The organism is Flavobacteriales bacterium, from assembly GCA_016704485.1.
Lineage (GTDB): Bacteria > Bacteroidota > Bacteroidia > Flavobacteriales_F > PHOS-HE28 > PHOS-HE28.
The window spans coordinates 1,750,804-1,775,479 of record JADJAA010000001.1; the positions used below are offsets into that span (position 1 = coordinate 1,750,804).

The window sequence follows — 24,676 nt, forward strand, 5'->3', positions numbered from 1 at the left end:
TCCCGCATGACATTCTTCAGAACCGGTATACTATTATCCCGGGGCTCCGCATTGAAAGTGTGGATGATCCTGATAAGCATTGTGTTATGTAATGCTACGCTCTTTGGTCAAACACAGATCATTACCGTGGCCGAAAAGTCCACTCTCGCTCCGGTTGAAGGTGTTTCATTCAGTTGTGAATTACCTAAGTTGAATTCAATTTCGAATGCGAAAGGTCAGGTGGACATTGAACCATTCAAAGGTGCGGAGGTGATCGTTATTGAACATGTGAGCTATCGCACGTTGTCGCTCAGCTATGATCAGCTTGTGGCGCTGGGCGGTGAATTGCTTTTGGATCGACAAGCGTATACGTTGGAAGAATTCGTTACGAGTGCCAGTCGTTTTGAAGAAAAGAAACGAGATGTGCCGGAGAAGATCGATGTGATCCAAGCACGGGAGATCCGTCAATATGAAACGCAGAGCACTGCGGACCTTCTCCAGAACAGCGGCACCGTATTCGTACAAAAAAGCCAACTTGGCGGCGGAAGCCCGGTGATCCGTGGTTTCGAAGCAAGCAAGATCCTTCTTGTGGTCGATGGCGTTAGAATGAATAATGCGATCTACCGCGCTGGTCATTTGCAGGATATCGTTACCATGGATCAGAATGCATTGGAGAAGGTGGAGGTGATCAGCGGTCCGGCTTCAGTTGCATACGGTAGTGATGCGTTGGGTGGTGTTATCCATTTTACTACACGAACTCCGAAGTTGTTGGGGACTACTGAAGATGCTTTTACAGGTGACGCATTCATGCGTTATTCTTCTGCAAATACTGAAAAGACCGCACACGCTGGTTTCGAACTGCGCGGAAAGAAACTTGCAAGCTTCACATCAATTACCGCAAGTGACTTCGGTGACCTGCGGCAAGGTAGCACGCGCAATCCATTCTACGAGGACCATGGTCGCCGGGAATGGTATGTGGAACGTATCAATGGGATCGATTACACCGTGGTGAATGATGATAGTAATGTGCAGGTCGGCAGTGGCTATAAGCAACTGGATCTGTTGCAGAAATTCAGACTTGCGGGTGGTATTGGTGTTACGCATGACCTGAACGTGCAATACAGTACAAGTACCGATGTGCCTCGATATGATAGACTCACGCAATTGCGGAACGGCGCTCCACGCTATGCGGAATGGTATTATGGTCCGCAGAAACGATTCCTCGCATCTTATGCATTGAATATCGAAAAGTCGCGTAGGCTTTTCGATCTTATTCGGATCATACCATCGTTCCAAGCCCTTGAACAAAGCCGTAACAAACGGAACTATCGCGATGATGATACCGATGCCCAAGTGGAGAAGGTGAATGTATTTGCACTCAATGCCGACCTTGAAAAACGAACCGGCATACATGAAATACGGTATGGCCTAGAGGGAACCTACAATGATGTTAACTCAACAGCGACCAACACCAATACGGTAAATGGTGATGTAACGCCATCACTAACGCGCTACGCGGATGGAGGCGCCAGTATGAACACAGCCGCCGCTTACATTTCCCATACGATGGAATTGTCACCAAAATGGGTGATCAGCGAAGGGCTGCGTTTCACGAATACCGGTTTGGAAGCCACATTCAAGGATACGGCCAACTATGCTTTTCTTGTTGGTAGAACGTCACAGAACAACTCCGCACTCAGCGGCAGGTTGGGCATCATGTTCATGCCGGGAAAGGAATGGCGGTTCAGTGTATTGGGTAGCACAGGATTCCGAGCGCCGAATGTGGATGACCTGAGTAAGGTGTTCGATAGCGCTCCGGGTCTGGTGATCGTGCCAAATACCTCCTTGAAACCTGAGCATACGATGAATCTGGAGGCCACGATCAGCAAGACGATCTCCAGTGTCGTAACGCTCGAAGGCACAGGATTCGTTACCTGGTTCCGGGATGCACTTACGGTCGGAAATGCACAATTCAACGGGCAGGATAGTATTGTTTATGACGGCGTTACCAGCAAGGTCGTTACGATGCTGAATGCCGGGAAAGCCCACCTGTGCGGAGGTAGTGGGTCAATGATCATCCAATTCGATCGCGGGTTCGTGCTCCGCAGTTCTGTGAACTACACCTATGGTCGTATTGAAACAGATACCACCGATGTTCCATTGGACCATGTCCCACCTGTTTATGGGCGAACATCTTTGGAGTGGAACGTGAAGCGTTTCAGGATCGAGACCTACGTTCTGTATAATGGATGGAAGCGGTTGAAGGACTACAACGTTAACGGTGAGGACAACTTGAGCAATGCCACAGCCAATGGAATGCCTGCGTGGTATACCCTGAATGTTCGAACGGCATTTACCGTGAGCAAGAACATCATGATCCAAGCAGGGTTGGAGAATATCATGGATAACAACTACCGCACGTTCTCGAGCAATATCAGCGCACCTGGGCGCAATTTCACGCTGAGCTTAAGAGCAAATTTCTGAACCGGAGTGTTGGGTAGGGTCCCTTCTATAACGAAGTAGTCGGGTTATCACTTCTTCTTGAAAGCCCTCTCATAGAGAGCGATCCAGTCGTCCGCATTCATTTTTTTAACGAGTTCACCTATGAGCTCATAGGGAATGTGTTCTGGTTTCTTGAATCGGATGCAACTCTTGCCCATATCCGGTTTCCCAGTAACGTATTTCGGATATTCGGTCATGAACCAATTCAACAATTTCTTGTCCGCATAGATCCCCATATGGTACAGCGCAATGAAATTCTTTTGCGATGCGATGTTCATGAACGGTAACGGTAATTTGGGATCGCAGTGATACCCACTGGGGTATTTGCTGTGAGGGACCACGTAACCGATCATGCCATAGCTCATGACCTCAGCGAAGCCTTTCGGTAGGTTCTTCATAATTGTGCTCCTTAACTTCTTTACAGCAGCTTTCCGCTCCTCAGGCAGTTCATCCATGTAGGCGTCGGGGGTGGTGGCTTTGCTTTGCATTGTTGTGATCATCAGTCGTGAGTGGACAGTTTGAGCCAAGCCGTTGGCGGCGAGTCGTGCTCAAGGTTAGAACATTAACCAGTCATTAACAAAATTGAAGGGTCCAACGTACAACGCCGATAATTTGTGGACATACATTTGCGCCCTCGATGTTAAAAGCAGTCTTTAACGCTTTATTCCTCTCTGTCCTATTCGTGCTATACGCATTGGGACAAGCAGGTGCATTTCATAGCGATGGAGGTTTGGAACCACAAGGTCACACGGTTGTGGTTACACCGGATCATACTGCTATTCTGGCAATGGAATTACGCGCGGACAGCGAAACACATGGTGTACATGTAGGTATGGAAATTATTGCCGAAGTTGAAACGGCTAAAGAAGAAGAACTCCGGTTGGAACCTTCGACGGTGTATCATCACCAACGTTATTTCACCAATGCGCACGCTGATAGATCGAGTGTGAGTACTCAACGATCCGCTATTCTGAACGCATCCGTTAACCCAGCGTATTTGGCTGCAGCGCTTCCCGCATTCGTGCGCTTTCAGGTTTTTCGCATTTGAAGTTTTCTTGAACGGGCATCGTGATCCTGCCCGTGCTACGGTATTATACCGTATGAAAATCCATGCGCCATTGCTAGGTCAACGGCCATGAATTGGAATGCTCACTGAGCGTTCCAACGATCCGCCCACAGTTCTTGAACCATTTCCCAGCAGTTTCAACTATGAGAGCAAGTCTCTTTTTCGCAGGATCCATCATTCTGCTCTTCCAGACCAGTTGCACTTCCGAACATAAAGAGGAGGAGCATGGAACAACATTTACTGTCACTAGCCCTTTGCTTGTTGATACGTTGATCTCACGGGAGTATGTCAGCCAGATCCACTCCATTCAACACATTGAACTGCGTGCATTGGAACGCGGCTACCTCGAAGGAATTTTCGTGGATGAAGGCCAGCATGTGAAAGAAGGTCAGTCCCTGTTCAAGATCCGTCCGGTGCTTTATTTGGCAGAAGTTAGCCGTGCCGAAGCTGAAGCCGATTTCGCACAGATCGAATACCAGAATACCAAGGCACTGGCTGACAGTAACGTTGTATCGCCGAATGAATTAGCACTCGCTAAAGCACGTTTGGACAAGGCTCGTGCAGAATTGTCAATGGCCCAAGCGCACTTAGGCTTTACCGATATCAAGGCTCCGTTCGATGGGATCATAGGTCGCTTCCATGTGCGGAAAGGTTCGTTGCTGGATGAAGGAGATCTACTGACCGAATTATCCGATAACCGTTCCATGTGGGTCTATTTCAACGTGCCCGAAGCAGAGTACTTGAAATACAAACGCAATTCAGAGGCCGACAATGGATCCAAGGTCCGCCTGAAGATGGCGAACGGAGAGACTTTTGATCAGGGAGGTGTGATCACGGCCATTGAATCGGATTTCGATAACACGACAGGGAACATTGCGTTCAGAGCTACTTTTTCAAATCCGGATATGTTGCTGCGTCATGGCGAGACGGGTAGCATCCTTATGGATTCCGAATTGGACAACGTCCTCGTGATCCCGCAGAAAGCAACCTTCGAGATCCTGGATCACAGGTACGTGTTCGTGATCGGAGAGGACAGTGTCGTAAAGAGCAGACCTATTACGGTAGCACAGGAACTACAGCACCTTTTCGTTGTAAGTGAAGGGCTGAAGGAAACTGATCACATTCTATTGGAAGGTTTGCGTAAGGTGAAGGAGTTGGATCATATTGATTTCAGAACAGTGCCTGCCGATTCGGTGATCAAGCACTTGGACCTTTACGCCGAGTGATCTGACAAATACAGCTGATCCATGTTCAGGAACTTCATCCATCGCCCCGTTCTGGCCATCGTAATATCGGTGGTCATTGTATTCGTCGGACTGCTCGCAATGCAGCAGTTGCCCACCTCCCAATTCCCGGAGATCGCACCTACCACGGTGAACATTTTTATCGCTTATCCCGGTTCCAGCGCCGACGTACTTACCAAGTCGACGATCATTCAATTGGAGACTGCGATCAATGGCGTGCAAGGCATGCGTTATATCGCCTCTGATGCCACGAGTGCGGGTGAGGGAACGATCCGCATCATCTTCGAGCCCGGCACCGATCCTAATGAAGCGGTTGTGCGGGTGAAGACCCGTGTGGACCAGGTGATGCCGAACCTCCCATTGCTGGTGCAGCGTGAGGGTGTGATCATTACCCCGGTACAGCCGAGCATGCTCATGTACGTAAACCTCTTTGGGAATTCAGAGGATGCGGATGAACTTTTCCTGTACAACTATGCGTTCACACAGATCATACCCGAGATCCAGCGCATTACAGGTGTGGCACAAGCCCAGATACTTGGTAGTCGTAAGTACGCAATGCGCGTTTGGATGAAGCCTGACCGCATGCGGGCCTACAATATTTCCGCAGAAGAGGTCATGAAGTCGATGGAGGAACAGAGCCTCATCGCCCGCCCCGGTCGTTTGGGACAAAGCTCAGGGATCCAGGCACAATCTCTGGAATACGTGCTGGTCTATAAAGGACAATTCAACGAACCCGAACAGTACAAGGACATCATCATTCGAGCGAATGAGGAAGGTGAAATGATCAGGCTGCGGGATGTTGCGGCTGTGGAATTAGGCAGCGAGTTCTTCGACATCTACTCGAATCTGGATGGAAAGCCATCCGCCTCGATCGTATTGAAACAGACCTTGGGCAGTAACGCGAGTGATGTGATAGCGCAGGTGAAAGAAAAAATGGAGGAATTGAAGGAATTCATGCCTCCCGGTGTAGAATACAAAGTAAGCTACGACGTTTCTACGTTCTTGGATGCCTCTATCGAACAAGTGTTGCACACGTTACGCGATGCATTCATTCTGGTAGCGTTGGTCGTATTCCTGTTCTTGGGTGATTGGCGATCCACATTGATCCCGATCATCGCGGTTCCTGTTTCGTTGATCGGCTCCTTCTTCGTGATGCAGCTATTCGATCTGTCCATCAACCTGATCACGCTGTTCGCATTGGTGCTCTCGATCGGTATCGTGGTGGATAACGCGATCGTGGTGGTGGAAGCGGTACATGCCAAGATGGAGGCCAACCATAATATCACCCCATACGTTGCGGTGAAGGAGGTGATGGGTGAGATCGGTGGCGCCATCGTCGCCATCACGTTGGTGATGGTATCGGTATTCATCCCGGTTTCATTCATGACGGGGCCTGTTGGTGTATTCTACCGGCAATTCTCCATTACCATGGCCGGGTCCATCATTATCTCGGCCATAGTGGCACTTACGCTCACGCCGGTGCTCTGCGCCATGCTGATGAAACCTCCCAAAAGCGAGGGCCAGAAGAAGTCCATCATGGACCGTTTCATCAACTGGTTCAATAATGGCTTCGAGAAGATCACTGGTCGCTATGTGGCGATACTCAACAAGATCGTTGTTCGGAGGGTGCTCACATTCGGTATGCTCGGAGCATTCTGCGTAGGGGTATATCTCTCCAGCCAAGTGTTGCCCGCAGGCTTTATTCCAAGCGAGGACCAAGGAACAATTTATGCCATCGTACAAACGCCGCCTGGATCCACATTGGAGACCACCAATAAAGTAGCGCAAGAGCTGCAGAAGATCTGTGAGGAGATCCCGGAAGTGGAATCAGTTTCTTCTCTTGCCGGTTATGAGATCATGACCGAGGGTCGCGGATCGAACGCTGGTACCTGTTTGATCAACCTGAAACCTTGGGACGAGCGCAACAAGAATGTGAACCAGGTGATGGAGGAACTGGAGGAGAAGACAAAGGATCTCGGCGCCGTGATCGAATACTTCGAGCCACCCGCTGTTCCGGGTTTCGGTTCATCGGGAGGATTCTCCATGCGAATGGTCGATAAGACCAACAACACGGATTACCATGTATTCGAGAAGATCAATAACGAATTCATGGATGCACTGCAGAAGCGAAAGGAACTCACTGGTCTGTTCACATTTTACGCAGCGAACTTCCCACAGTACGAAATGATCATTGACAACGATCTCGCAATGCAGAAGGGCGTTTCCATCGGTAAAGCGGTGGAGAATCTGAACATCTTGATCGGAAGTACATACGAGCAGGGCTTCATCCGCTTCGGCCGCTTCTTCAAGGTTTACGCCCAAGCCGCGCCGGAATACAGGAAGGACCCAACGGATCTTGGTGCACTGTTCGTTAAGAATGAAGAAGGGTTGATGGTCCCTTACTCATCATTCATGCACTTCGAAAAACGCCTCGGACCGAACGAGATCACGCGATACAACCTATACAACTCTGCCACAATTCGTGGTTTACCGGTAGACGGATATACCAGCGGTGATGCCATTAAGGCCATACAGGAAGTGGCCAAGGAAACACTTCCGAGAGGGTATGATATTGCGTGGGAAGGACTCTCTTACGATGAAGCAAGACGTGGGAACGAAGCCATATTCATCTTCTTGATCGTACTCATTTTCGTGTACCTCGTGCTGGCCGCTCAATACGAGAGTTTTGTTCTGCCATTGGTCGTTATTCTTTCGTTGCCGGTAGGTGTACTCGGTTCATTCCTGCTATTGAAGGTAATGGGCTTGGCGAATGATGTTTACGCCCAGATCGGTATGATCATGCTGATCGGTCTATTGGGTAAGAATGCGGTACTGATCGTGGAATTTGCCGTACAGAAACAGCGCGCTGGCGCCAGCGTATTGGAAGCCTCCATTGAAGGTGCAAAAGCTCGATTCCGCCCGATCCTGATGACCTCCTTCGCATTCATTGCAGGACTTATTCCGTTGGTTACCGCTTCAGGTGCGGGTGCGATCGGGAACCGCACCATCGGTTCTTCCGCATTGGGTGGTATGCTCGTAGGAACGCTGCTCGGAGTGCTGATCATCCCTGGACTGTACTATGTATTCGCCACCATGATCGTTGGGCGTAAACTGATCCAGGAAGAAGATGATGAACCTGTATCCGAACAGTTCGTGCGCAAAGGGGAGGAGGACAGAACAGCGCGCAAGGAGTTCAAGAAATTGAATGAGCAGTTAAAGAATCTGTTGAAACGCAAGAAGGATGAATGATCGAAAGCGTGCTAATTGGTTCACGAAGCCATTCGCAACACAAAGGATGATATTGAAGGATCACAAACTTTTGTTCACCATGGTGTCGATCGCAATGGTATGCTATGGGTGCAGCAGTACGGCATTGGTGAAACGCACCGAGAACAGAACGGTTCCCGCCAGCTATTCCGGCTCCACAGATTCCACCAATACGTCCAGTGTGAAGTGGAAAGCCTATTTCAACGACCCATACTTGAATGTGTTGATCGATTCCGCGTTGAGCAACAACCAGGAACTGAACATCATGTTGCAAGAGATACGCACCGCGCAATATGAGGTCAAAGCCAGAAAAGGGGAGTACCTGCCGTTCATTGGTGCACTCGGTAGTGCAGAAGTGGATAAAGTGGGCCGCTACACAAGCAAAGGTTCCAGCGAAGCCACCACGGACATCATGCCCGATGTTGAAACCCCGGAGCCATTGCCGGATTACATGATCGGTCTTTATGCTAAATGGGAAGTGGATGTTTGGGGAAAGTTGCGCAATGCAAAGAAGGCTGCTTACTGCAGGTATTTGGGCACGGTGGAAGGAAAGAATTTCATGGTGACGAACCTTGTCGCGGAGATCTCCAATTCTTACTACGAACTGCTCGCATTGGATAATCAATTACTGATCGTGCAACAGAACATTGAGATCCAAAGTGGTGCATTGAGCATCGTGCGGCAGCAGAAGCAAGCTACGCGCGTTACTGAATTGGCAGTGCGCAGGTTCGAGGCGGAAGTGTTCCATACACGAAGTATGCAGTTCGAAATTCAACAACAGATCACGGAGATGGAGAATCACCTCAATTTTCTTGTAGGCCGCTTTCCCGGACCCATCCAACGGAATGCACAAACATTCAGTAGCCTGAAGCCCGATACTGTATTGGCCGGCCTACCCGCCCAACTTCTGGCGAATCGTCCTGATATTAGACAAGCCGAGCAAGAACTTACCGCCACTAAACTGGATGTGAAGTCCGCACGTGCTAGGTTCTATCCTTCGGTAGGTCTCAGTGCCGGTGTAGGTTTCCGTGCATTCGATCCCGAATACTTGTTCACAACGCCGCAGTCCTTGATCTTCAATGTGGCAGGTGACCTGGTGGCTCCATTGATCAACAGAAATGCGATCAAGGCGGCTTATTACACTGCGAATGCGAAACAGGTCCAAGCCGTGTATGACTATGAACGTACGATCCTGAATGCGTATGTTGAAGTGGCTAATCAAGTATCCAACATCGGCAACTTGAACAAGAGCTACGCGCTACGTGCGCAACGTGTGCAAGCGTTGCAGGAATCGATCACGATCTCCAATAGCTTATTCCTTTCCGCGCGTGCCGATTACATGGAAGTGCTACTCACCCAGCGCGATGCATTGGACTCTCGTTTCGAGCTGGTTGAAACACAAAAGCTACGGTTGAACGCGAAGGTGAATGTGTACCGCGCACTGGGTGGTGGGTGGAGGTAGATCTTATGCGATCACCAGCAGATCTAACCCTTTGAATTGTCGGAAAGCCTTGTCGGTGGTGACCAATTGCGCATTGCTAGCAATTGCGAATGCCGCCAGATAGGCATCCATCCATAGTTTTGGTGATGCAGTGCCGATAGCACCAAATGAACGCCATTGTGGCTCGAGCTGTGGTGGTTCATCCACGAAGCTAATGCGGTCATCTTTATACCAGGCATTTTGTCTGGTCCATGCATCGGTGTTGGTCAAGGGCTTGGCGGAATACGCGTGCATTATTGCCGATGTTGTCACTAAGCGTAAGAGACTTTGTTGAGTAGAACGATTGAAATGTATCCGGTCATGGGCTGGCACAGATGAGATCCAATCATACGCTGACAAATGGAACTGATGCTCCTTTCTGGATAAAGCAAACCAGATGTTCACATCCGGAAGAAAAGTTATGCTCATTCCTTACTTCCCCATAAGACCTCAGCAACCCGCTCTGGTGTGATCTCCTCACCCTGCTTTGCAGGTTTTCCGTCTTTTATGATCGGCATCTCATGATATTTCAGTATCCGCGGCTTTTTGGCTTTTGGCTGTTTCCCGAAGTAGGACCGCAATGCTTCGGTCAGCAATGCCTTCATGCTCCGCCCCTCTTCCGCAGCGCGTATACGTAAGGCTTGTAACAGGTCGTCAGGAAGCTCTATCGTGGTTTTCATGCCACTAAGGTAAGCCAAAACCCATAATTATGGGTTTTGGGCATCACACCCGTACCAACGCTTGTTCCAGATCTGCGATCAACAGGTCCGGGTCTTCTAAGCCTACGTACAATCGGATCATGGTAAAGGGTAGATCAGTATAGTATCCGCTCGGACCTTTCAACGCACACACCGGCCATTGCAAGCTTTCATAGCCGCCCCAGCTTACCGCGATCAGAAAGGTTTTTAGGTTATCGCAGAAGCGCTCCACGGCGGCTTCATCCGGTGCGTTCAATTCGATGCTCATCAAACCGGCAACACGCTTCATTTGCTTTTTGGCAAGTGCATGTTGCGGATGACTTTGCAAACCCGGCCAATGGATCTTCTTCACTTTCGGATGCCCTTTCAGGAACTGAGCAACTTTCTCCGCATTATCAGCGCTTCGGTTCACACGCAATTCCAACGTGCGAAGGCCACGGATGATCAACCATGCATCGTGTGGTGATAGGCAAGCACCCAAGGTCATGAATTCCTTTTGCATCACCTGGCGCATCATCGTTTTCGATCCGGCGAGCACACCCGCAACAACATCACTGTGGCCGTTGATATACTTGGTAGCACTGTGAGCAACCATGTCCATACCCAGATCCAATGGGTTCTGGAAAAGCGGACTATTGAAACTGTTATCGCACAGCGTGATGATGTTCTTCTCTTTCGCGATTGAAGCAACCGCAGCAATATCCTGCAATTCAAACGTCAACGAATTCGGTGATTCAAGGATGAAGAAGGTCGTATTCGGTCTGATCGCTTTGCGGTAGTTCTCTGGATCCGTGCCATCCACGAAGGTGTGTTCCACTCCGAAGCGAGGTAACAGTTCAATGAGCAATTTCTTCGTCCAGCTGTAGGGCTTTTCTACACACACAATATGATCCCCGGCCTTTACGAAACTGATCACCGCCGATGCGACTGCGGCACTTCCGCTGCTGAATACCAACGCATCTTCCGCATTTTCCAACGCCGCGATCTTCTCCCGCAAAACACCAACGGTCGGATTGAACCCCCGCGAATACAACGGCTTCTCCATTTCCTTTTGCACTACGGCGCGCATGGCCGCAACAGTAGGGTATGTGAAATTCCCGCTCTGAATGATGGGCGGTACTACGGCATCATAGCCGCGCTCACGGTCTTCGCCGAGATGGGTAAGGATGTGGGATAGATCGTTCGGCATTTATAAAAAGTGTATCTCTATGTTGCGCTTATCCTAGTCTTGTTTCAGATGCGCGTTGTCCACATAAAACACTCGATCAAACTTAGTCATTGAACAAAAAGAACCCATAACCACCCGGATCACGAATGATGATGTTGTCGACTATACCGTCTTTATTGAAGTGCGAGATTTCTTCCGTGATCGGTATGCCGGCCTTTCGCACGTTCTCGATCACCACAGGGTTTCCTACCTTTCCATTGAAGTAGGTAAGCGATGGATTGAAGAACAAATGCGGGCACATAAGCGGCTTCATGATGCTCACACCCGGACATCCTTCTGCCGATACGACCACCCAGCCACTTTCCGCAGTGCCCATGGTGATCGCAAAGCCAAGCGCTTGCCATAGCGCCACCGAGCGCGCCATGTCCGTGGTCTCGATCGTCACGCCCATGCACTTGCCAAGGATGGTACCCTTGATGTCTGTTTTCGGAACAACCGGTGCATCGCCATCCAGCATGTAGATCCAAATTCCGTTCGGGTCCGCGCATACATGGCCGCCTTTGCACGGGTGCGTTGGCGTATTCAGTTTCGGAATCACATCACCCCAATTATTATCATAAAGAGCAACTCCCGCGCGGGCAGTACGTTCAGCGTTGATCTCAATGGTAATGTCGCCATCCGTGATCAGTGTTGGAGTTCCTTCCGAGGCCACGGTGAACCCGAGACGCTTGTAGAAGTCGATGCTCTTGGCAAGGTCAGGTGTTGGTGTGTGGATATGTCCGGTCATCAAGGTTGTCAGTGAAAACGTGTTGCGTTAGGACAAAGGTCGTATTTCCTAACAATGACAAAAGGTGCCCTTGCGAGCACCCTTCTCATTTTTGTTCATCAAATTTATCGTGCAATTACAAAGCGCGTCCGCGCATTCACACCTTCGCCCTGCAACCAAACGGTGTAAGTCCCTTGCGGTAATTCGCTCAAGTCCATGTTTACAAAAGTGCCGCCACCAATGCGCTGTACGTTTTGGGTTTCTACGTTTCTGCCCAATGCATCGAACACGGTGATCTGGCCATTCGTTAGCTCACCACGCTGCCAGCCAATAGAAAGAATGCCAGTGCTCGGTGAAGGATAAACGCCTAGGCCATCATCATACACAACAAATTCATCAATGGCTTGTGGTGTGGCAACTACCGTTTCAACTGTATTGGTCAATACGGGTTCGTTGTAATCGAAATAGATATCCGCACGGTTGGTTATTGAGGTGCCGGGCATGCTGTTCGCATTTGCCAAAATGCGATAGCTGAAGCCACCTTGGCTGCCTTCCAGTTCCGTGGTGCTGTCCGGTAAGTATATGTTCGCGAAGGTCCACGCGATCTCGCGTCCTTCCACCCAGATCGTATATGGGTGTGTGGCTCCGATCATTTGGAAAGTGCTTAGGTCAAGATCAGTATCGATCACATCTCGAACAATTACGCGTTGTGCAGGTGCTGTTCCAGTGTTCTGGAAATGGACCACGTATTCCAATGCTTTTTCATCCATGATCTCTTGTTCGGTAATGCTGGTCACATTCACGAGTTTTTCATTCGGATCCAATGACGTGGTGGGATTATCGATGATCATATCGAAATTATTCTCTGGTGTTTGTTCTACACCTGTTATGTTGAATTGCACAAAGGCCGAAACGGTATCCGTTACAATTGCGGTGCTATCCGTGAGGTAGGTGAGGTAGATGTACGCGCAATGACCGGGAAGTAAATTGCTAACGGACCAGGTAACTGTCTGCCCAGCGGCGGTAACGTTGGTTGGGATACTCGATACGAATTCCGTAAGAGGATCGAGCGTAACAACGATCTCGCCATCCAACGGCTCTGTTCCTATATTGCAATAGGTTACGTTGTAATGGGTTTCATTTCCGATCCATGGACTCCAACCCCAAATGTTGGCCTCCCCATCGTAAACATCTACAATGGATTGGAACGCGAAATCCATTCCAGGAACGAACTCGCCTTGCGTGTTTACTGAATAGGTGCGGGTCGCTGGCACGGGTAAATAATATAAAGGCGGGTTCGGTACAGAGATGGTGTACGCGCCTTGTTCCGTGCAGAAACTGTACGGGTCCGATCCCGCATAAACGTATTGCCCTCCGGGTTCAACTTGCAACATGGTATTCACCGTGGCTTCAGAACTATCTCGAACACTGTTATCGTTGTAGTCTTTGAACGCGGTGCCCTGCACTGTTCCGAAGCATTCGGTCAAGGTCCAGTAGAAATCATCACTGTCGAATAAGTTGGTCCATACGATGTAGTAGGTTTCTCCTGCTGTTACAGCAATGTCCAAATAGGTCGCAAAATTGTAATTCGGACAAGAATTGCTTCCCATATCATCGTTGAAGCCCAAGCATATCAACGAGTCGCAGGTACCGGTGAGTACGTGACCATAAGTATCATCGTCCTGTTGGTTGTTCAGCGTATTACATGATGTGATGTTGATCATACCAGTGAATGTTGGGATGTATTTGTACCAATCGCCATTGCTACCAGTCGCGCCACAGTTGCTCCCGTTGGACAAGACTATTCCGGAACCTGTGGTCGGACCATCGGCATGGTGGATACCACTTCCGATCAGCAGCGCGGTTGTACATGTATCGCCTTGTGCTCGTAACTGGTCACAACTGAACACGGTGAATAAGAACGCGAGAAATACGGTTGTAATGTGTTTCATGATCCGGTTGATTTGGTCACGTGAATCTAACACAATTCCGTGGTCCTGACTAGAATTCCTATTCCCGTACAAAGAACACAAAACCGTTCTTCCGGTAAAGCTCCTTCAACGTGGGTTCGGCGGCTGCCTCTTTCGCATTGGTGACTTTGCAAACCACATAGACCGGGCGATCAACCTCGCCGGTCAGGAGCCAGTTGTCGGAGTACGAGCGCGCGTCCGTAACCACTGGCTTTTTTGTGTAGAACAACTGCGCATAGCTTTTGTAATTCCGCGTGATCACGTAGCATTTTTCATCTTGTCTCGCTTCGAAGAATTCAATGGCCGCGCGTTGTGAGTACCCTTCGATGTTGTTGATAAAGAAGAACAGCGTTAGCCAAACGAACAACGCCGTTCCGCCGAACGTGGTGATGATACTTGCTCTGAACTTTTGCTGCTTGTGCAGGAAGTGGCTCACGATAAGTGTTGCCAACAGAAAGAGACCTGCTGTGCAAGCGATCAGGTTCCATTGAACATCGGCATCCATATTGGCCAGGGCGAATTGATCCTGCGCGAACAATGGTTTTAACAGCTCTATGTGCTGTCCAAGTATCGGCACTGCGAAAATGATCGCGGAGAACAAGACACCCAATATCCCAATCGCCCACCGGCTCCAACCGAACGAAGTGCGCTCTGCCCAAATGCGCTCCAGTTGTAAAGCCGCCAAATACGTCAGCGGGAAATAGCACAAGCTGCTGTAGTGCACGATCTTCGTTTTTACCAAACTGAACAGTATGAGAACAACCCAGAAGAGAATGAGCATCCATTTGCGGTAGGATATGATGCTCGTTGCGTATGGTTCACTTTTGGTATCTGCGGCAGCAATAGCGCGGTGCGAGGGCCGGATCATTTCTTGAACGGCGAACAACGATGCCGGGAAACATCCGATCAGAAGTACTACAAAATGATATCCGAAGAAACCACCGTGCCCGGCATCTTCGGTGGTGAGCATCGCCACCTGACGCCAGAAGAAACCGATCATGAAGTCCGGGCCGTTCTTGGTGTAATCGACTATCGCCCAAATGCTGATCGTCGCGAGGACCGCTAGCGACCCTAAAATGATGGAACGCCAATGAACGATCGATCTGAATTTGTTCAGCACCCAGAAGATCACGATGGTCAGTCCGGGGATCAGGACACCGACCGGTCCTTTGGTCATTACCGCCAGTCCGAGGAAAAGCCCGGACAGGATCGCGTGTTGCGAGCCCTTTTTTCGATCAGCTGCAACAAGTTGAATGAACTGATCCAACCCGAGAAAGATGAAGAGGTTGAACCACGGATCAATGATCCCACTGCGGAAATACAAATGGGGGAGTATGGATCCGATGTACGCCAAAGCCCACAACGCACCGAAGGTCTCATTCTTCAAGCGCTTGCCGATCCGGAAGAGGACCAGTAACGTTACAATTCCGCAGATCGCATTGGGTAGACGGGCAGCAAATTCATTCACACCGAATACAGACATACTGATCGCCTGGAACCAAATGAACAACGGCGGCTTTTCGTGGAAGGGCAAATAGTCGATCCGGGGTTGGAGCCAATCGCCGGTGACCAACATTTCCCGAGCTATCTCCGCGAAGTTGATCTCGTCCCAATCGAATAAATGGACCGCACCAAGACCAGGCACAAATAATAGAAATGTACCCAATACGATAAGGATATACCAGCGTAAAGAGGTTCCGGTCATTTTCACAGGGCCAAGGTAAAACCGGAGAAAGGGTTAGTGGTTCTGCTTAGGGCGAACAGAAAAATGGAATAATTGAAGTTACCCCATCCTTAGGACCGTTGATCGGTAAAGTCAAGATGTAAGAAATGTCGTTGTTGAGATGAGGGTATCAAGGTAGGCTAATAACTCTGTAGGCTTCCCTTCTGCACGTGATCGATCCGATTTTCGGCCAGCGCCGGATGCGTAACGCTATTCACATCAGGTCAGTTCCCGGGTCTTTGAAGAACATGGCCATATACCCATTATTGGGTATTGTGCATCAGTGTTGGTCGCCATTGCTTTGTCCCATCAATGATCATCAACGTAACGCATTGTCAATGAAGTCCAAGTCTTATACCAATAGCTGCGCAAGGAACGGTTTCCTTTATTTGACATGAAGATCAGGATCTTAGCAAAGCAGCTGTTGGTGCATAAGAATGCATCTGCTTATGAGGCAATGGTAGATGTTTCTTACTTTTATTTTGACGTATAAAGGGTGGTTGTACAAATGGAGACTGAGTGGATCGATAGAGTGATGTATGTGGCGCATTTAGTTGAACTGCCCTTGGTTGCGTGCAGCTACGCAGTTGAAACGGTCAGTCACTCGATCGGGTTAGCGAAGCGAATGGGTCTCGGGTTATGAATGGAGCAATTAAGTGATGAATTGGCTAAGAGCAATTTTCAGTACTACTCTAAATGACACATTTTTATGAGGAGCGGGAATAAGGTTACATGCTTGATCGTGGATAATGATCAACAGACCAACAAACAGCTGGAGGTAGAAATAAAGAGACTTGCTGACGATCTGGAACTGCTTGGCATACAGACCGATGCAACCAATGGCTACGCTAGGGCAATGATGATGCGTGCCGATGTCATTTTCTTGAACATTACATTTCCTTGGTTTACCGGACTGGACGTCTTGGGTAACGCGCCCGTGCGTGGCTCGAGAATTATCTTTTTAGCCAAAGAAGCCAACTATGTTCACCAAAGCCTAAAGGGCGGGAAATTCGATTGCCTGCTAAAGCCGTTTTCTCAGACTGAATTGCGCCGTACCTTAAAAAGGTTGAAGGAGGAACAACGGTTTTCCAATCCTACTACCTTTCAATCGGCAAGCGCGGGTGTCGCCCAATACAAATTCAATAAGCTATCTCTACCTACTACAAAAGGGAACATTTTCTTGGACCCAAGGGATATTATCTATTGCCAAGCTGATCAAGAGTACACCCGCTTGGTCACCGTATTTGAAACTCACCTGATCTCCAAAAATCTGAAATATTTTGAGACCAGGCTTGATAGTAGACGCTTCTTTCGTGTGCATAAAAGCTATGTGCTTAACTTGGAACACATGGAAAGCTATGTGCGCAGTGAAGGTGGCCATGTGATAATGAGCGATCACAAAGTGATCCACATTGGTAGAAGTAGAAAAAACGAATTCGCAGCCCTAATGGGGGTATGATCATGAAGGATGTTGTGACCCATATTAAGCAAGTACGCTCCGAACTAAGGTTCTATTTGGGCAAACCGATCCCAAACTATAGCCCTACGAAAGCCGAAGAGGTTTTGCATCGATTGATATGTAATACGGAGATCTATAAACGGAGCTTAAGAACTTCAACGATAGATGGGCTCCAACGCCAACTTTTATTGAGAGAGCTGACTAAGTTGAAAGTGGACCTGGACATGTTTGTGTTAAATCGAAAGCATGAACCCCAAAGCTCACTGAAGGGAAATGAGAAAATTCCTGTACTTCAAGCAGTTGTTCTCCTTTGTGATACTTTAGGGGCCAAACCGATCAAACATCTATACTAACGAACATGATTGCAGAAGGAGTCACTGATCAGGTGATCGATACGATTGATTTTGCCAAAACCATTGCCAAGGAATATGCGCACAGCCAATTCTCTTCTTGCCATATGCTTCGTTCCGTGTTACGCAAAGAAGTCGGCTTGGTACCATTCATGGATGGTATACATAAGGATATTGGATACATGCGCGAATGGGCCGACGTGCGCATTGAGGGGTACCCCAAAGGCACAGGACCAGTGCCGGAACCTATGCCCGACGCACAAATTGATGCAGTGCTGCGCGAAGCGGATTTTGTGAAAATAAAATTGGGTAGAGCTGAGGCAGACCCTATGTGCTTGCTTATTGCGCTTTGCACTCCCGGAGTCGGATTCAGTTACGAACAGTTAAAATCCTTCCCAGTAACTCGCACAGAGCTTTTCGATAACATCGATGCTCCCAAGGTGGCAACAGAAGGACATGCTGCAAGCGGTATTCAAACTGGTAATAATGGTTCCGCTGCCTCGACAAATGCCAAATCGCTCGGCGAGTATTGTGTGGACAAGACCGAACTGGCTGCTCAGGGAAAAATTGACCCTATTGTGGGCCGTGACCGTGAAGTGCGCCAAGTAAGCGAGATACTTGGGCGCCGTAGCAAGCCGAACGTAATTATTATCGGCGATCCGGGTGTAGGGAAAACGGCACTGGTGGATGGCTTTGCACTCAATATCAATGAAGGCAACGTACCTACGCACCTTAAAGGTGCTCGACTGTTTGAACTTGATCTTGGTGCCTTAGTGGCCGGCGCCAGCTATAAAGGCGAAGTTGAGGACCGGATCAAAAAGGTGGTGAACGCCGTCAAGTCTTTTGACAAGGCTATTCTTTTTATTGACGAGATCCATGCCTTAATGGATGAGAATCGTGGGCTTTCCGGTTGTGCCAACTTATTGAAACCGGAGCTGGCACGTGGAGAACTCACCGTTATAGGTGCTACAACCAATGACGAGTATCGGGAGTTCTTAGAAGGCGAGGAGGCATTCATGCGCCGCTTTGAAATAGTGCGTGTGGAAGAACCTACTGATGATGTGTGCCAGAAAATGCTCGAGACGGTTGTTCCATTTTACGAGCAGCACCATAGTTTGAAAGTAGAGAATGCCGGTATTGTTGAAGCGATCCGATTGGCTCGCCGCTACATGAAAGAACGACGTCTGCCGGATGCTGCTCTTGATCTGATCGATCGCACACTTGCTTCAATTCGAATGATGAACGATACCAGCGGTACGGATATCAGTTCTCTCACTGCTAAGCTGGCTGAAATTGCCGATGACGACAAAAGCCTGGAAAAACTGCGGTATTTCAATTTGGAAATGAACAACCTGCTTAGCCCTGTAATATTAGGCAAGCTTGAGGATGAGACCGATGTTCTGAAAATAGAGGACGTAGGCGATCTGCGCAAACACTTGACCACAACATTGGTTAAGTTGGAACAGCTTTCTGGTACTAAGAAGGAAGTTGTGGAGAAGGATGATATTGCTGCGGTCGTAGCCTACAAGACCGGAATTCCCATTGGTAAAGTGCAAAGCCAAGAAAAGGAGCGACTGCTGAATATGGAGGAGACCCTGAAAGGGCGTGTGATCGGGCAGGATCATGCTATTAAGATCTTGGCTGACTCTATACTTGAGTCGCGTTCCGGACTCACTAAAGCCGAACTTCCAATTGGCTCCTTCTTTTTTCTTGGCCCAACTGGAACGGGAAAGACCGAACTCGCAAAAGCGCTTGCGGAATTCCTTTTCTCCGACGAGAATAGCTTGATCCGCTTCGATATGAGCGAATTCAAAGAAGAACACAGCGCAGCGCTATTGTATGGCGCTCCTCCGGGATATGTCGGATATAAGGAGGGTGGGCTACTTGTGAATAAGATCCGCCAGCAGCCTTATTCCATTGTGCTGTTCGACGAGATCGAGAAGGCGCACCCGTCGGTATTCGATCTTTTCCTTCAAATACTGGACGAAGGTAAATTGCACGATCGTTTGGGTAAGGAAGGTGACTTTAGCAACTCGGTTATTCTATTCACGAGTAACATTGGTAGTGAGCATATCATAACTGAATTTGAAAAGGGCGATATACCTAAGAGTAGCGACCTGATGGAGATCATGGGGAACCACTTCCGCCCGGAATTCCTTGCTCGACTTACAGAGATACTTCCCTTCCGCCCGATCCATGAGGATACCGTAGAGTTCATCTTCGGCTTACAGCTAAGGCAATTGGAAAAAGCACTGGAGAAGCAGCATATACTCCTTGATCTCGATAAGGAGACGCGCAAGAGATTGGCAATGGAAGGATTTACTCCAAAGTACGGTGCCCGGCCGTTAAGGGGAGTTATCCGCAACCGGCTGCGTCGTCCAATATCGCGAATGATCATTGGTCAGAAAGTGAAAAAAGGACAAACTATTCAGGCGAATTTCGTTGGAGATGAGCTGGAATTCAAGATATTTGATAATTAAAACCAACCCACATGAGCCAGTTTGAATACGGAATAGGGGGTACCGAAAGGCCCGAAGAAGGAAGTGAAGGCATGGCCGAACTTCCCATGAACAAAACACTAATGATCAGTAAACTCACGAGTGATGATGCAGTGAAGCCCGTGATCGTTAAAGGCCTGACCAATGTGGAAGCGGTGTTTGAACATTACAAACCTACCATTAAGGCAGAATTCTCGGATGAATCCGGTGCCGAGGTAAAAGAAGAAATGAGTTTCAAGAACCTAGGCGATTTTGGTGCCAAAGGACTTACAAAACAAAGCAGGTTCTTGCAAGATCTGAACCTTAGACAGAATGAGATGAACCGCATTGTTAAACAACTGCGGAGCAATAAGATCATGGTAAGTGCCATGCAGAATCCCGAAGCAAAGGCCGCCTTTGTTCAGGTACTGAAGGAAATGACACAGGAATTGGAACTAAGTGCTAAGAAATAACCAGACACTAACAACACACGATCATGTCAGACCAAGAGAAAGCCCCAGAGGCAAATGAAAAGGTGAAAGAAGGTGTAAAGGGTGGCTTACAAGCCAATCTGGATGCCTTAGTGAAATTCGGAGGCTTCGACCTATTCGAAAGTGTGATAGAAGGTGCACAGAACCTGAATCCTGAACGTAAAGCTAGAAAGCAGATCTTTCTTACCGAGGCGCACAATGCGGTGGAACGTGCGAACCTAAAAGGTAAACTGCAATTGTGGATAGACACATTGACCGGGTCGGATGATATAACCGAGATAATTGGCCAATGCGAAGCAAAAAGCGAAAGCGCAGAGAAAGTGTACAAGAAAAATCTGAAGAACGCCTTGGATGCTACAGCCGAAATGGAGAGGTCTTACCGTGGATTAGCGCTTTTCTATAAGAACACCGAGAGCGATAAGATCAAGAACGTGAACATTATGAATGCCTCATTAGAGCAAGCCTCTGATCTGGACAATACCACCTTTATTGATAATGTGGAGAATGAACTTGCGGACTGTTATGATCGACTGGACCTGCGCGACAACTACGGATTGGTAGTGGTGCCGGGTTACCTCGGAAGCAATAAAGTTGTAGAAAAATGGGCCAAATTCTGCCATAAGAATAAGGCTATGCTTGTCACTGATTTTCAGCACTTGGATACGCCTGATGACGTAATGGAATTGTTCCAGAACGCGAATTTGGCTGGTGGCGATACGTACAAAAGTAATGTGGTCATGAGTGCCAACTGGCTCGTGGGACGCGAAAAGGCAGAGGAATTTGGGGAAGAAGAACATCTTTTTGTTCCTCCCGCAGGTGCCCTTGCAGGGCAGATGTACCGTACACTTATGAGTCAAGTGGCAGCTGGGAAAAAGCACGGTTCACTTGCTGAGGTGGATGGAGTGACTTTTGACCTGCGAAAAGGCGAAATTGCCGAAATGGAAAAAATGGGCCTGGTGCCCATGGTGAACGAATATGGTAAGGTTATGGCTTTTAGTGCCAAAACCCTTTTCAATGGCGATAACATTGGCCTGCAGACATACTCGGTAGTGCGCGTGTTCGATTACATCAGCAAAGTGCTCATGGATTTCCTGAACCGTCGTGCGTTTGAGAATTTTAATGCTAAAACGCAACGTGAGATCCGTGCGCAGATCGTGAAATTCCTGGACGGCATTTGTGGCCCAGGTAAACTCATCGAGAAATTCAAGATACTTCGCTTTGAGCAAGATCCCAACCAAAAGGATCGCATCTTCTTGGACATACACATGACGCCTTACTTCCCTGCCAAGAACTACGTGTTCAAACTGGATGGGCGTAAAGGTGATGACCCCGACAGCGCCGAATGGCAGAGTGAATACGCGCAACAGTAAGAAGTCCTGCTGTGGTCAAGTAGTACCATTCGCATACCAAGGTAGCCCGAAGATGCGGATCTGTTTTGCATTGAGACGTCCCGCGACGGCAACGATGCGGGATAATATGGCTGTTGTATGTTCGTAGTTTCGGAAATACTGTTTTGGTGAAGCATCGATGAAACTTCGACTACGCACAGCATAATATTGGAGCTTCCCGCGACATCGGTGATGCGGGAAGATCGGGTCGCCTTATAATGTGAATAGGTAGTTGATGGTCTGATGGTCATGCAATTTACTGAACGATCCAACAACGCATTTAATACCGCTAGGATTGCCGTTTGTGGATTGATCGTAATGTAGTTCTGCTTGTGCAGCTAAATTGACCCAAGAATCAAATAACGGACACAACGATGGCAGAAAGAATTTTTCTTGAGGTCAATATAGATGGCCTGGATCCTTTGATAAGTATTCGTTCATTGAGCGTTCAGCAAAGCATATTCGCGCACCACAAGTTTGATCTTGTGGTGCCTAGTGCCTCCATAGAACCAGATAACGAAAAGCTATTCGACATCATCGCGGAATTAGTAGGAAAGGACATTACCATTGATTGGGAGACAGGCACATTCAAGGAAAACAGTCAAGGCACCGATGCATCATCTTTCAAAGGGATCATCACCGATGTCTCAGTGTACAATGAACGTGGGAATTACATGAACGTGCGCATTCAGGGTGCCAGTCCAACTATTTTGATGGATGGTGTGCCCAACACTAATTCGTTCAGTGAGTTGAAGTTGAAGCCGTTGTACGAAAGCGTTATTGCCAGTAACCTTGTTAACAAGCTGCAGGCCGAGGATAACTTGTCATACGCCGAGAAGATCCCGTTTTCGATACAATACAACGAGACCGATTTCAATTACATGTGTCGCATCATGCATCAATGTGGCGAGTGGTTCTACTACGATGGGCAAACTATTTCCTTGGGCGTTAAAACGGGCAAGGAACTTAAACTCACGCCTGATCGCACTGGCTCACTCCACTTCGGTTTCAACCTTTCTGGGCCAGTGGCACAGGTGCGAGGTTGGGATTATTTGAAGCACGATAAATTCGAGGTAAAAGGTGCCTCACCAAGCCATGATGATGCCAATGCGCAACTAGTAGAAGATACATCGGTGAACTTGTATCCTGCTTCAGATGCCAACTTTATGCCTCATCCCTCCATTCCAGAAGGTGAAGAATTGTTTTTGGGGAAGGATGCTGTGAAGCAACGGCTGGACAATTTGAAACAAGGCAAGAGCAATGCCGTGTTCAGCATAACAGGCTCGTCAGACCTAGCAGAAATGCAGGTGGGCGCTACCATTGCTTTGGAAGGCTTTGCATATGGCGGTAACTACATTGTAATGTCCGTAACTCATTCTTGCAACGGCAGAGACAACTATTCGAACCAATTTCATGCAGTACCGGTCAATTCTGGCATTCCGGCGGAAGTGCCCATTCTTACCCCCAAAATGAATGATTGCGTTGCGGTGGTCACAGATAACAAGGATCCCGAAAAAATGGGTCGGGTAAAAGTGCAATTCCCATGGGGCGCAGCCATATCACCTTGGTTACGTATGGTACAGCCACATACGGGCAAGGGCCGCGGGTTCTACTTTGTTCCCGAGATCAATGATGAAGTGATGGTGGGCTTTGAAATGGGCATGGCCGAAGTGCCCTACGTGATAGGTACCTTGTACAATGGAAAGAACAAGCAGGACAAGCATTACGATGACGATAACAAGATCAAGGCGATAAAAACGCTGGGCGGCAATGAGATCATCTTCAACGACAACGGCGTACTCACCATACGCAATGGGAAGAACAGCATGGTGCTCAGTTGCAAGGATGATGGTGTGCTGACCATTGCGAGCAAGGGTGACATTAATTTCGAGGCAGGCAAGAACATGAACATAACCGTGGGTGAGGAATTCACCATGAGCGTGGGTAAGAACTACGCACTGGATGTTGCCGCTGATCTTACCATGAGTGGCGGGGGTAACATGAAGGCGAGCGCCAGCAAGAATATGGAATTGGCCGCAGGCATGGATAATGCTATTAGCGCAAGCAAGAACTTAACGCTGGATGGCACCGCAAAAGCCAGCATGAGTGCTGCGCAAACAACCGTAATGGGTAATGCAACCGTTGAATTGAAGGGGGGGGCATTGACCACGATAAAAGGTGGAATCGTCCAGATCAATTGATGGAAGTGGTCACAGGCTATAGGATCCCGTTGGATTTTGACCACTTCTTCGGTACTCGAATATTTCCGCAATGCAGTGTAAGTGAGAGCATTTCTTTCTACGTGCATCTATTATTGCTCACTTCCCACGGTGAGTTTGAATTTGATCAAAACTTTGGTTGTGAGGTTTGGGAAGCTGAGTTTGAGCACCAACAGACCACAAGGGTTTGGGTGGAGCAATTGGGATGCAACATCCAGGAAGTCCTAGAGAAGTATGAAACAAGGCTCACAGACATTCATGTTCAGGCCAAAGTGAGCCAAATGGAATTCGAACTTAAGGAAGAATTCAAAGTAAGCAAACGGCTCAAAAAGAAACTTAACTTAGTTGTCAGTGCAAAGCTGCGAGCAACCAATGAGAAATTTGAGTTGCAGGACAATATACTGCTGAGCCCGTTCGCCACTGACTGAG

The 24,676-nt window shown here is 48.5% G+C and carries 18 protein-coding genes; 11 read left to right on the top strand and 7 right to left on the bottom strand.

Annotated elements, in window-relative coordinates; translation table 11 throughout:
- Positions 1–6: 6 nt before the first annotated feature.
- Positions 7–2,463 carry a TonB-dependent receptor gene (locus IPF95_07370; GenBank protein MBK6474516.1) on the top strand — a complete coding sequence of 819 codons (2,457 nt, stop codon included), beginning with the start codon at positions 7–9 and terminating at the stop codon, positions 2,461–2,463.
- Between the two features lie 47 nt (positions 2,464–2,510).
- Here the strand turns inward: IPF95_07370 and IPF95_07375 are convergent, their stop codons facing one another.
- Complete coding sequence (locus IPF95_07375; GenBank protein MBK6474517.1) at positions 2,511–2,969, bottom strand: DUF1801 domain-containing protein; 459 nt, start codon at positions 2,967–2,969, stop codon at positions 2,511–2,513.
- A 149-nt stretch (positions 2,970–3,118) separates the two neighbouring features.
- Here IPF95_07375 and IPF95_07380 point away from each other — a divergent pair, with 149 nt between their 5' ends.
- The 4 genes from IPF95_07380 (at position 3,119) to IPF95_07395 (ending at position 9,520) form a co-directional block, all read left to right on the top strand.
- Entirely contained in the window at positions 3,119–3,529 is a 411-nt protein-coding gene (locus IPF95_07380; protein MBK6474518.1) for a hypothetical protein, read from the top strand.
- Between the two features lie 161 nt (positions 3,530–3,690).
- The gene (locus tag IPF95_07385; protein ID MBK6474519.1) at positions 3,691–4,773 is read left to right on the top strand and encodes an efflux RND transporter periplasmic adaptor subunit; all 1,083 of its coding nucleotides are present in this window, start codon (positions 3,691–3,693) and stop codon (positions 4,771–4,773) included.
- Positions 4,774–4,794: 21 nt separating this feature from the next.
- Positions 4,795–8,040 carry an efflux RND transporter permease subunit gene (locus IPF95_07390; protein MBK6474520.1) on the top strand — a complete coding sequence of 1,082 codons (3,246 nt, stop codon included), beginning with the start codon at positions 4,795–4,797 and terminating at the stop codon, positions 8,038–8,040.
- 46 nt (positions 8,041–8,086) lie between these two features.
- Entirely contained in the window at positions 8,087–9,520 is a 1,434-nt protein-coding gene (locus IPF95_07395) for an efflux transporter outer membrane subunit (protein ID MBK6474521.1), read from the top strand.
- Positions 9,521–9,523: 3 nt separating this feature from the next.
- On the opposite strand, the gene IPF95_07400 is transcribed toward IPF95_07395, so the two are convergent.
- The 6 genes from IPF95_07400 to IPF95_07425 all read right to left on the bottom strand — a co-directional run bounded on the left by IPF95_07400 (position 9,524) and on the right by IPF95_07425 (position 15,845).
- Complete coding sequence (locus IPF95_07400; GenBank protein MBK6474522.1) at positions 9,524–9,967, bottom strand: PIN domain-containing protein; 444 nt, start codon at positions 9,965–9,967, stop codon at positions 9,524–9,526.
- Complete coding sequence (locus IPF95_07405) at positions 9,964–10,218, bottom strand: ribbon-helix-helix protein, CopG family (protein ID MBK6474523.1); 255 nt, start codon at positions 10,216–10,218, stop codon at positions 9,964–9,966. The genes IPF95_07400 and IPF95_07405 overlap by 4 nt, the downstream gene beginning before the upstream one ends.
- 43 nt (positions 10,219–10,261) lie before the next feature.
- Positions 10,262–11,425 carry an aminotransferase class I/II-fold pyridoxal phosphate-dependent enzyme gene (locus tag IPF95_07410; GenBank protein ID MBK6474524.1) on the bottom strand — a complete coding sequence of 388 codons (1,164 nt, stop codon included), beginning with the start codon at positions 11,423–11,425 and terminating at the stop codon, positions 10,262–10,264.
- An 82-nt stretch (positions 11,426–11,507) separates the two neighbouring features.
- A complete protein-coding gene (locus tag IPF95_07415; protein MBK6474525.1) occupies positions 11,508–12,191 on the bottom strand; it encodes a VOC family protein in 684 nt (227 codons plus the stop codon).
- 104 nt (positions 12,192–12,295) lie between these two features.
- Positions 12,296–14,122: a T9SS type A sorting domain-containing protein gene (locus tag IPF95_07420; GenBank protein ID MBK6474526.1), complete on the bottom strand. Its 1,827-nt coding sequence runs from the start codon at positions 14,120–14,122 to the stop codon at positions 12,296–12,298.
- A 58-nt stretch (positions 14,123–14,180) separates the two neighbouring features.
- Entirely contained in the window at positions 14,181–15,845 is a 1,665-nt protein-coding gene (locus IPF95_07425) for a glycosyltransferase family 39 protein (GenBank protein MBK6474527.1), read from the bottom strand.
- 760 nt (positions 15,846–16,605) lie between these two features.
- Between IPF95_07425 and IPF95_07430 the strand changes: the two genes are divergently transcribed.
- From IPF95_07430 to IPF95_07455, 6 genes are all read left to right on the top strand, one after another.
- A complete protein-coding gene (locus tag IPF95_07430) occupies positions 16,606–17,322 on the top strand; it encodes a LytTR family transcriptional regulator DNA-binding domain-containing protein (GenBank protein MBK6474528.1) in 717 nt (238 codons plus the stop codon).
- Positions 17,323–17,680: 358 nt separating this feature from the next.
- Positions 17,681–20,152 carry an ATP-dependent Clp protease ATP-binding subunit gene (locus IPF95_07435; protein MBK6474529.1) on the top strand — a complete coding sequence of 824 codons (2,472 nt, stop codon included), beginning with the start codon at positions 17,681–17,683 and terminating at the stop codon, positions 20,150–20,152.
- 11 nt (positions 20,153–20,163) lie between these two features.
- Entirely contained in the window at positions 20,164–20,622 is a 459-nt protein-coding gene (locus tag IPF95_07440) for a hypothetical protein (GenBank protein MBK6474530.1), read from the top strand.
- 23 nt (positions 20,623–20,645) lie between these two features.
- The gene (locus tag IPF95_07445) at positions 20,646–22,010 is read left to right on the top strand and encodes a DUF5458 family protein (protein MBK6474531.1); all 1,365 of its coding nucleotides are present in this window, start codon (positions 20,646–20,648) and stop codon (positions 22,008–22,010) included.
- A 392-nt stretch (positions 22,011–22,402) separates the two neighbouring features.
- The gene (locus tag IPF95_07450; protein ID MBK6474532.1) at positions 22,403–24,229 is read left to right on the top strand and encodes a hypothetical protein; all 1,827 of its coding nucleotides are present in this window, start codon (positions 22,403–22,405) and stop codon (positions 24,227–24,229) included.
- Positions 24,229–24,675 (top strand): GPW/gp25 family protein, encoded by a 447-nt coding sequence (locus tag IPF95_07455; protein MBK6474533.1) that lies wholly within the window; start codon positions 24,229–24,231, stop codon positions 24,673–24,675. The genes IPF95_07450 and IPF95_07455 overlap by 1 nt, the downstream gene beginning before the upstream one ends.
- Position 24,676: the final 1 nt, after the last annotated feature.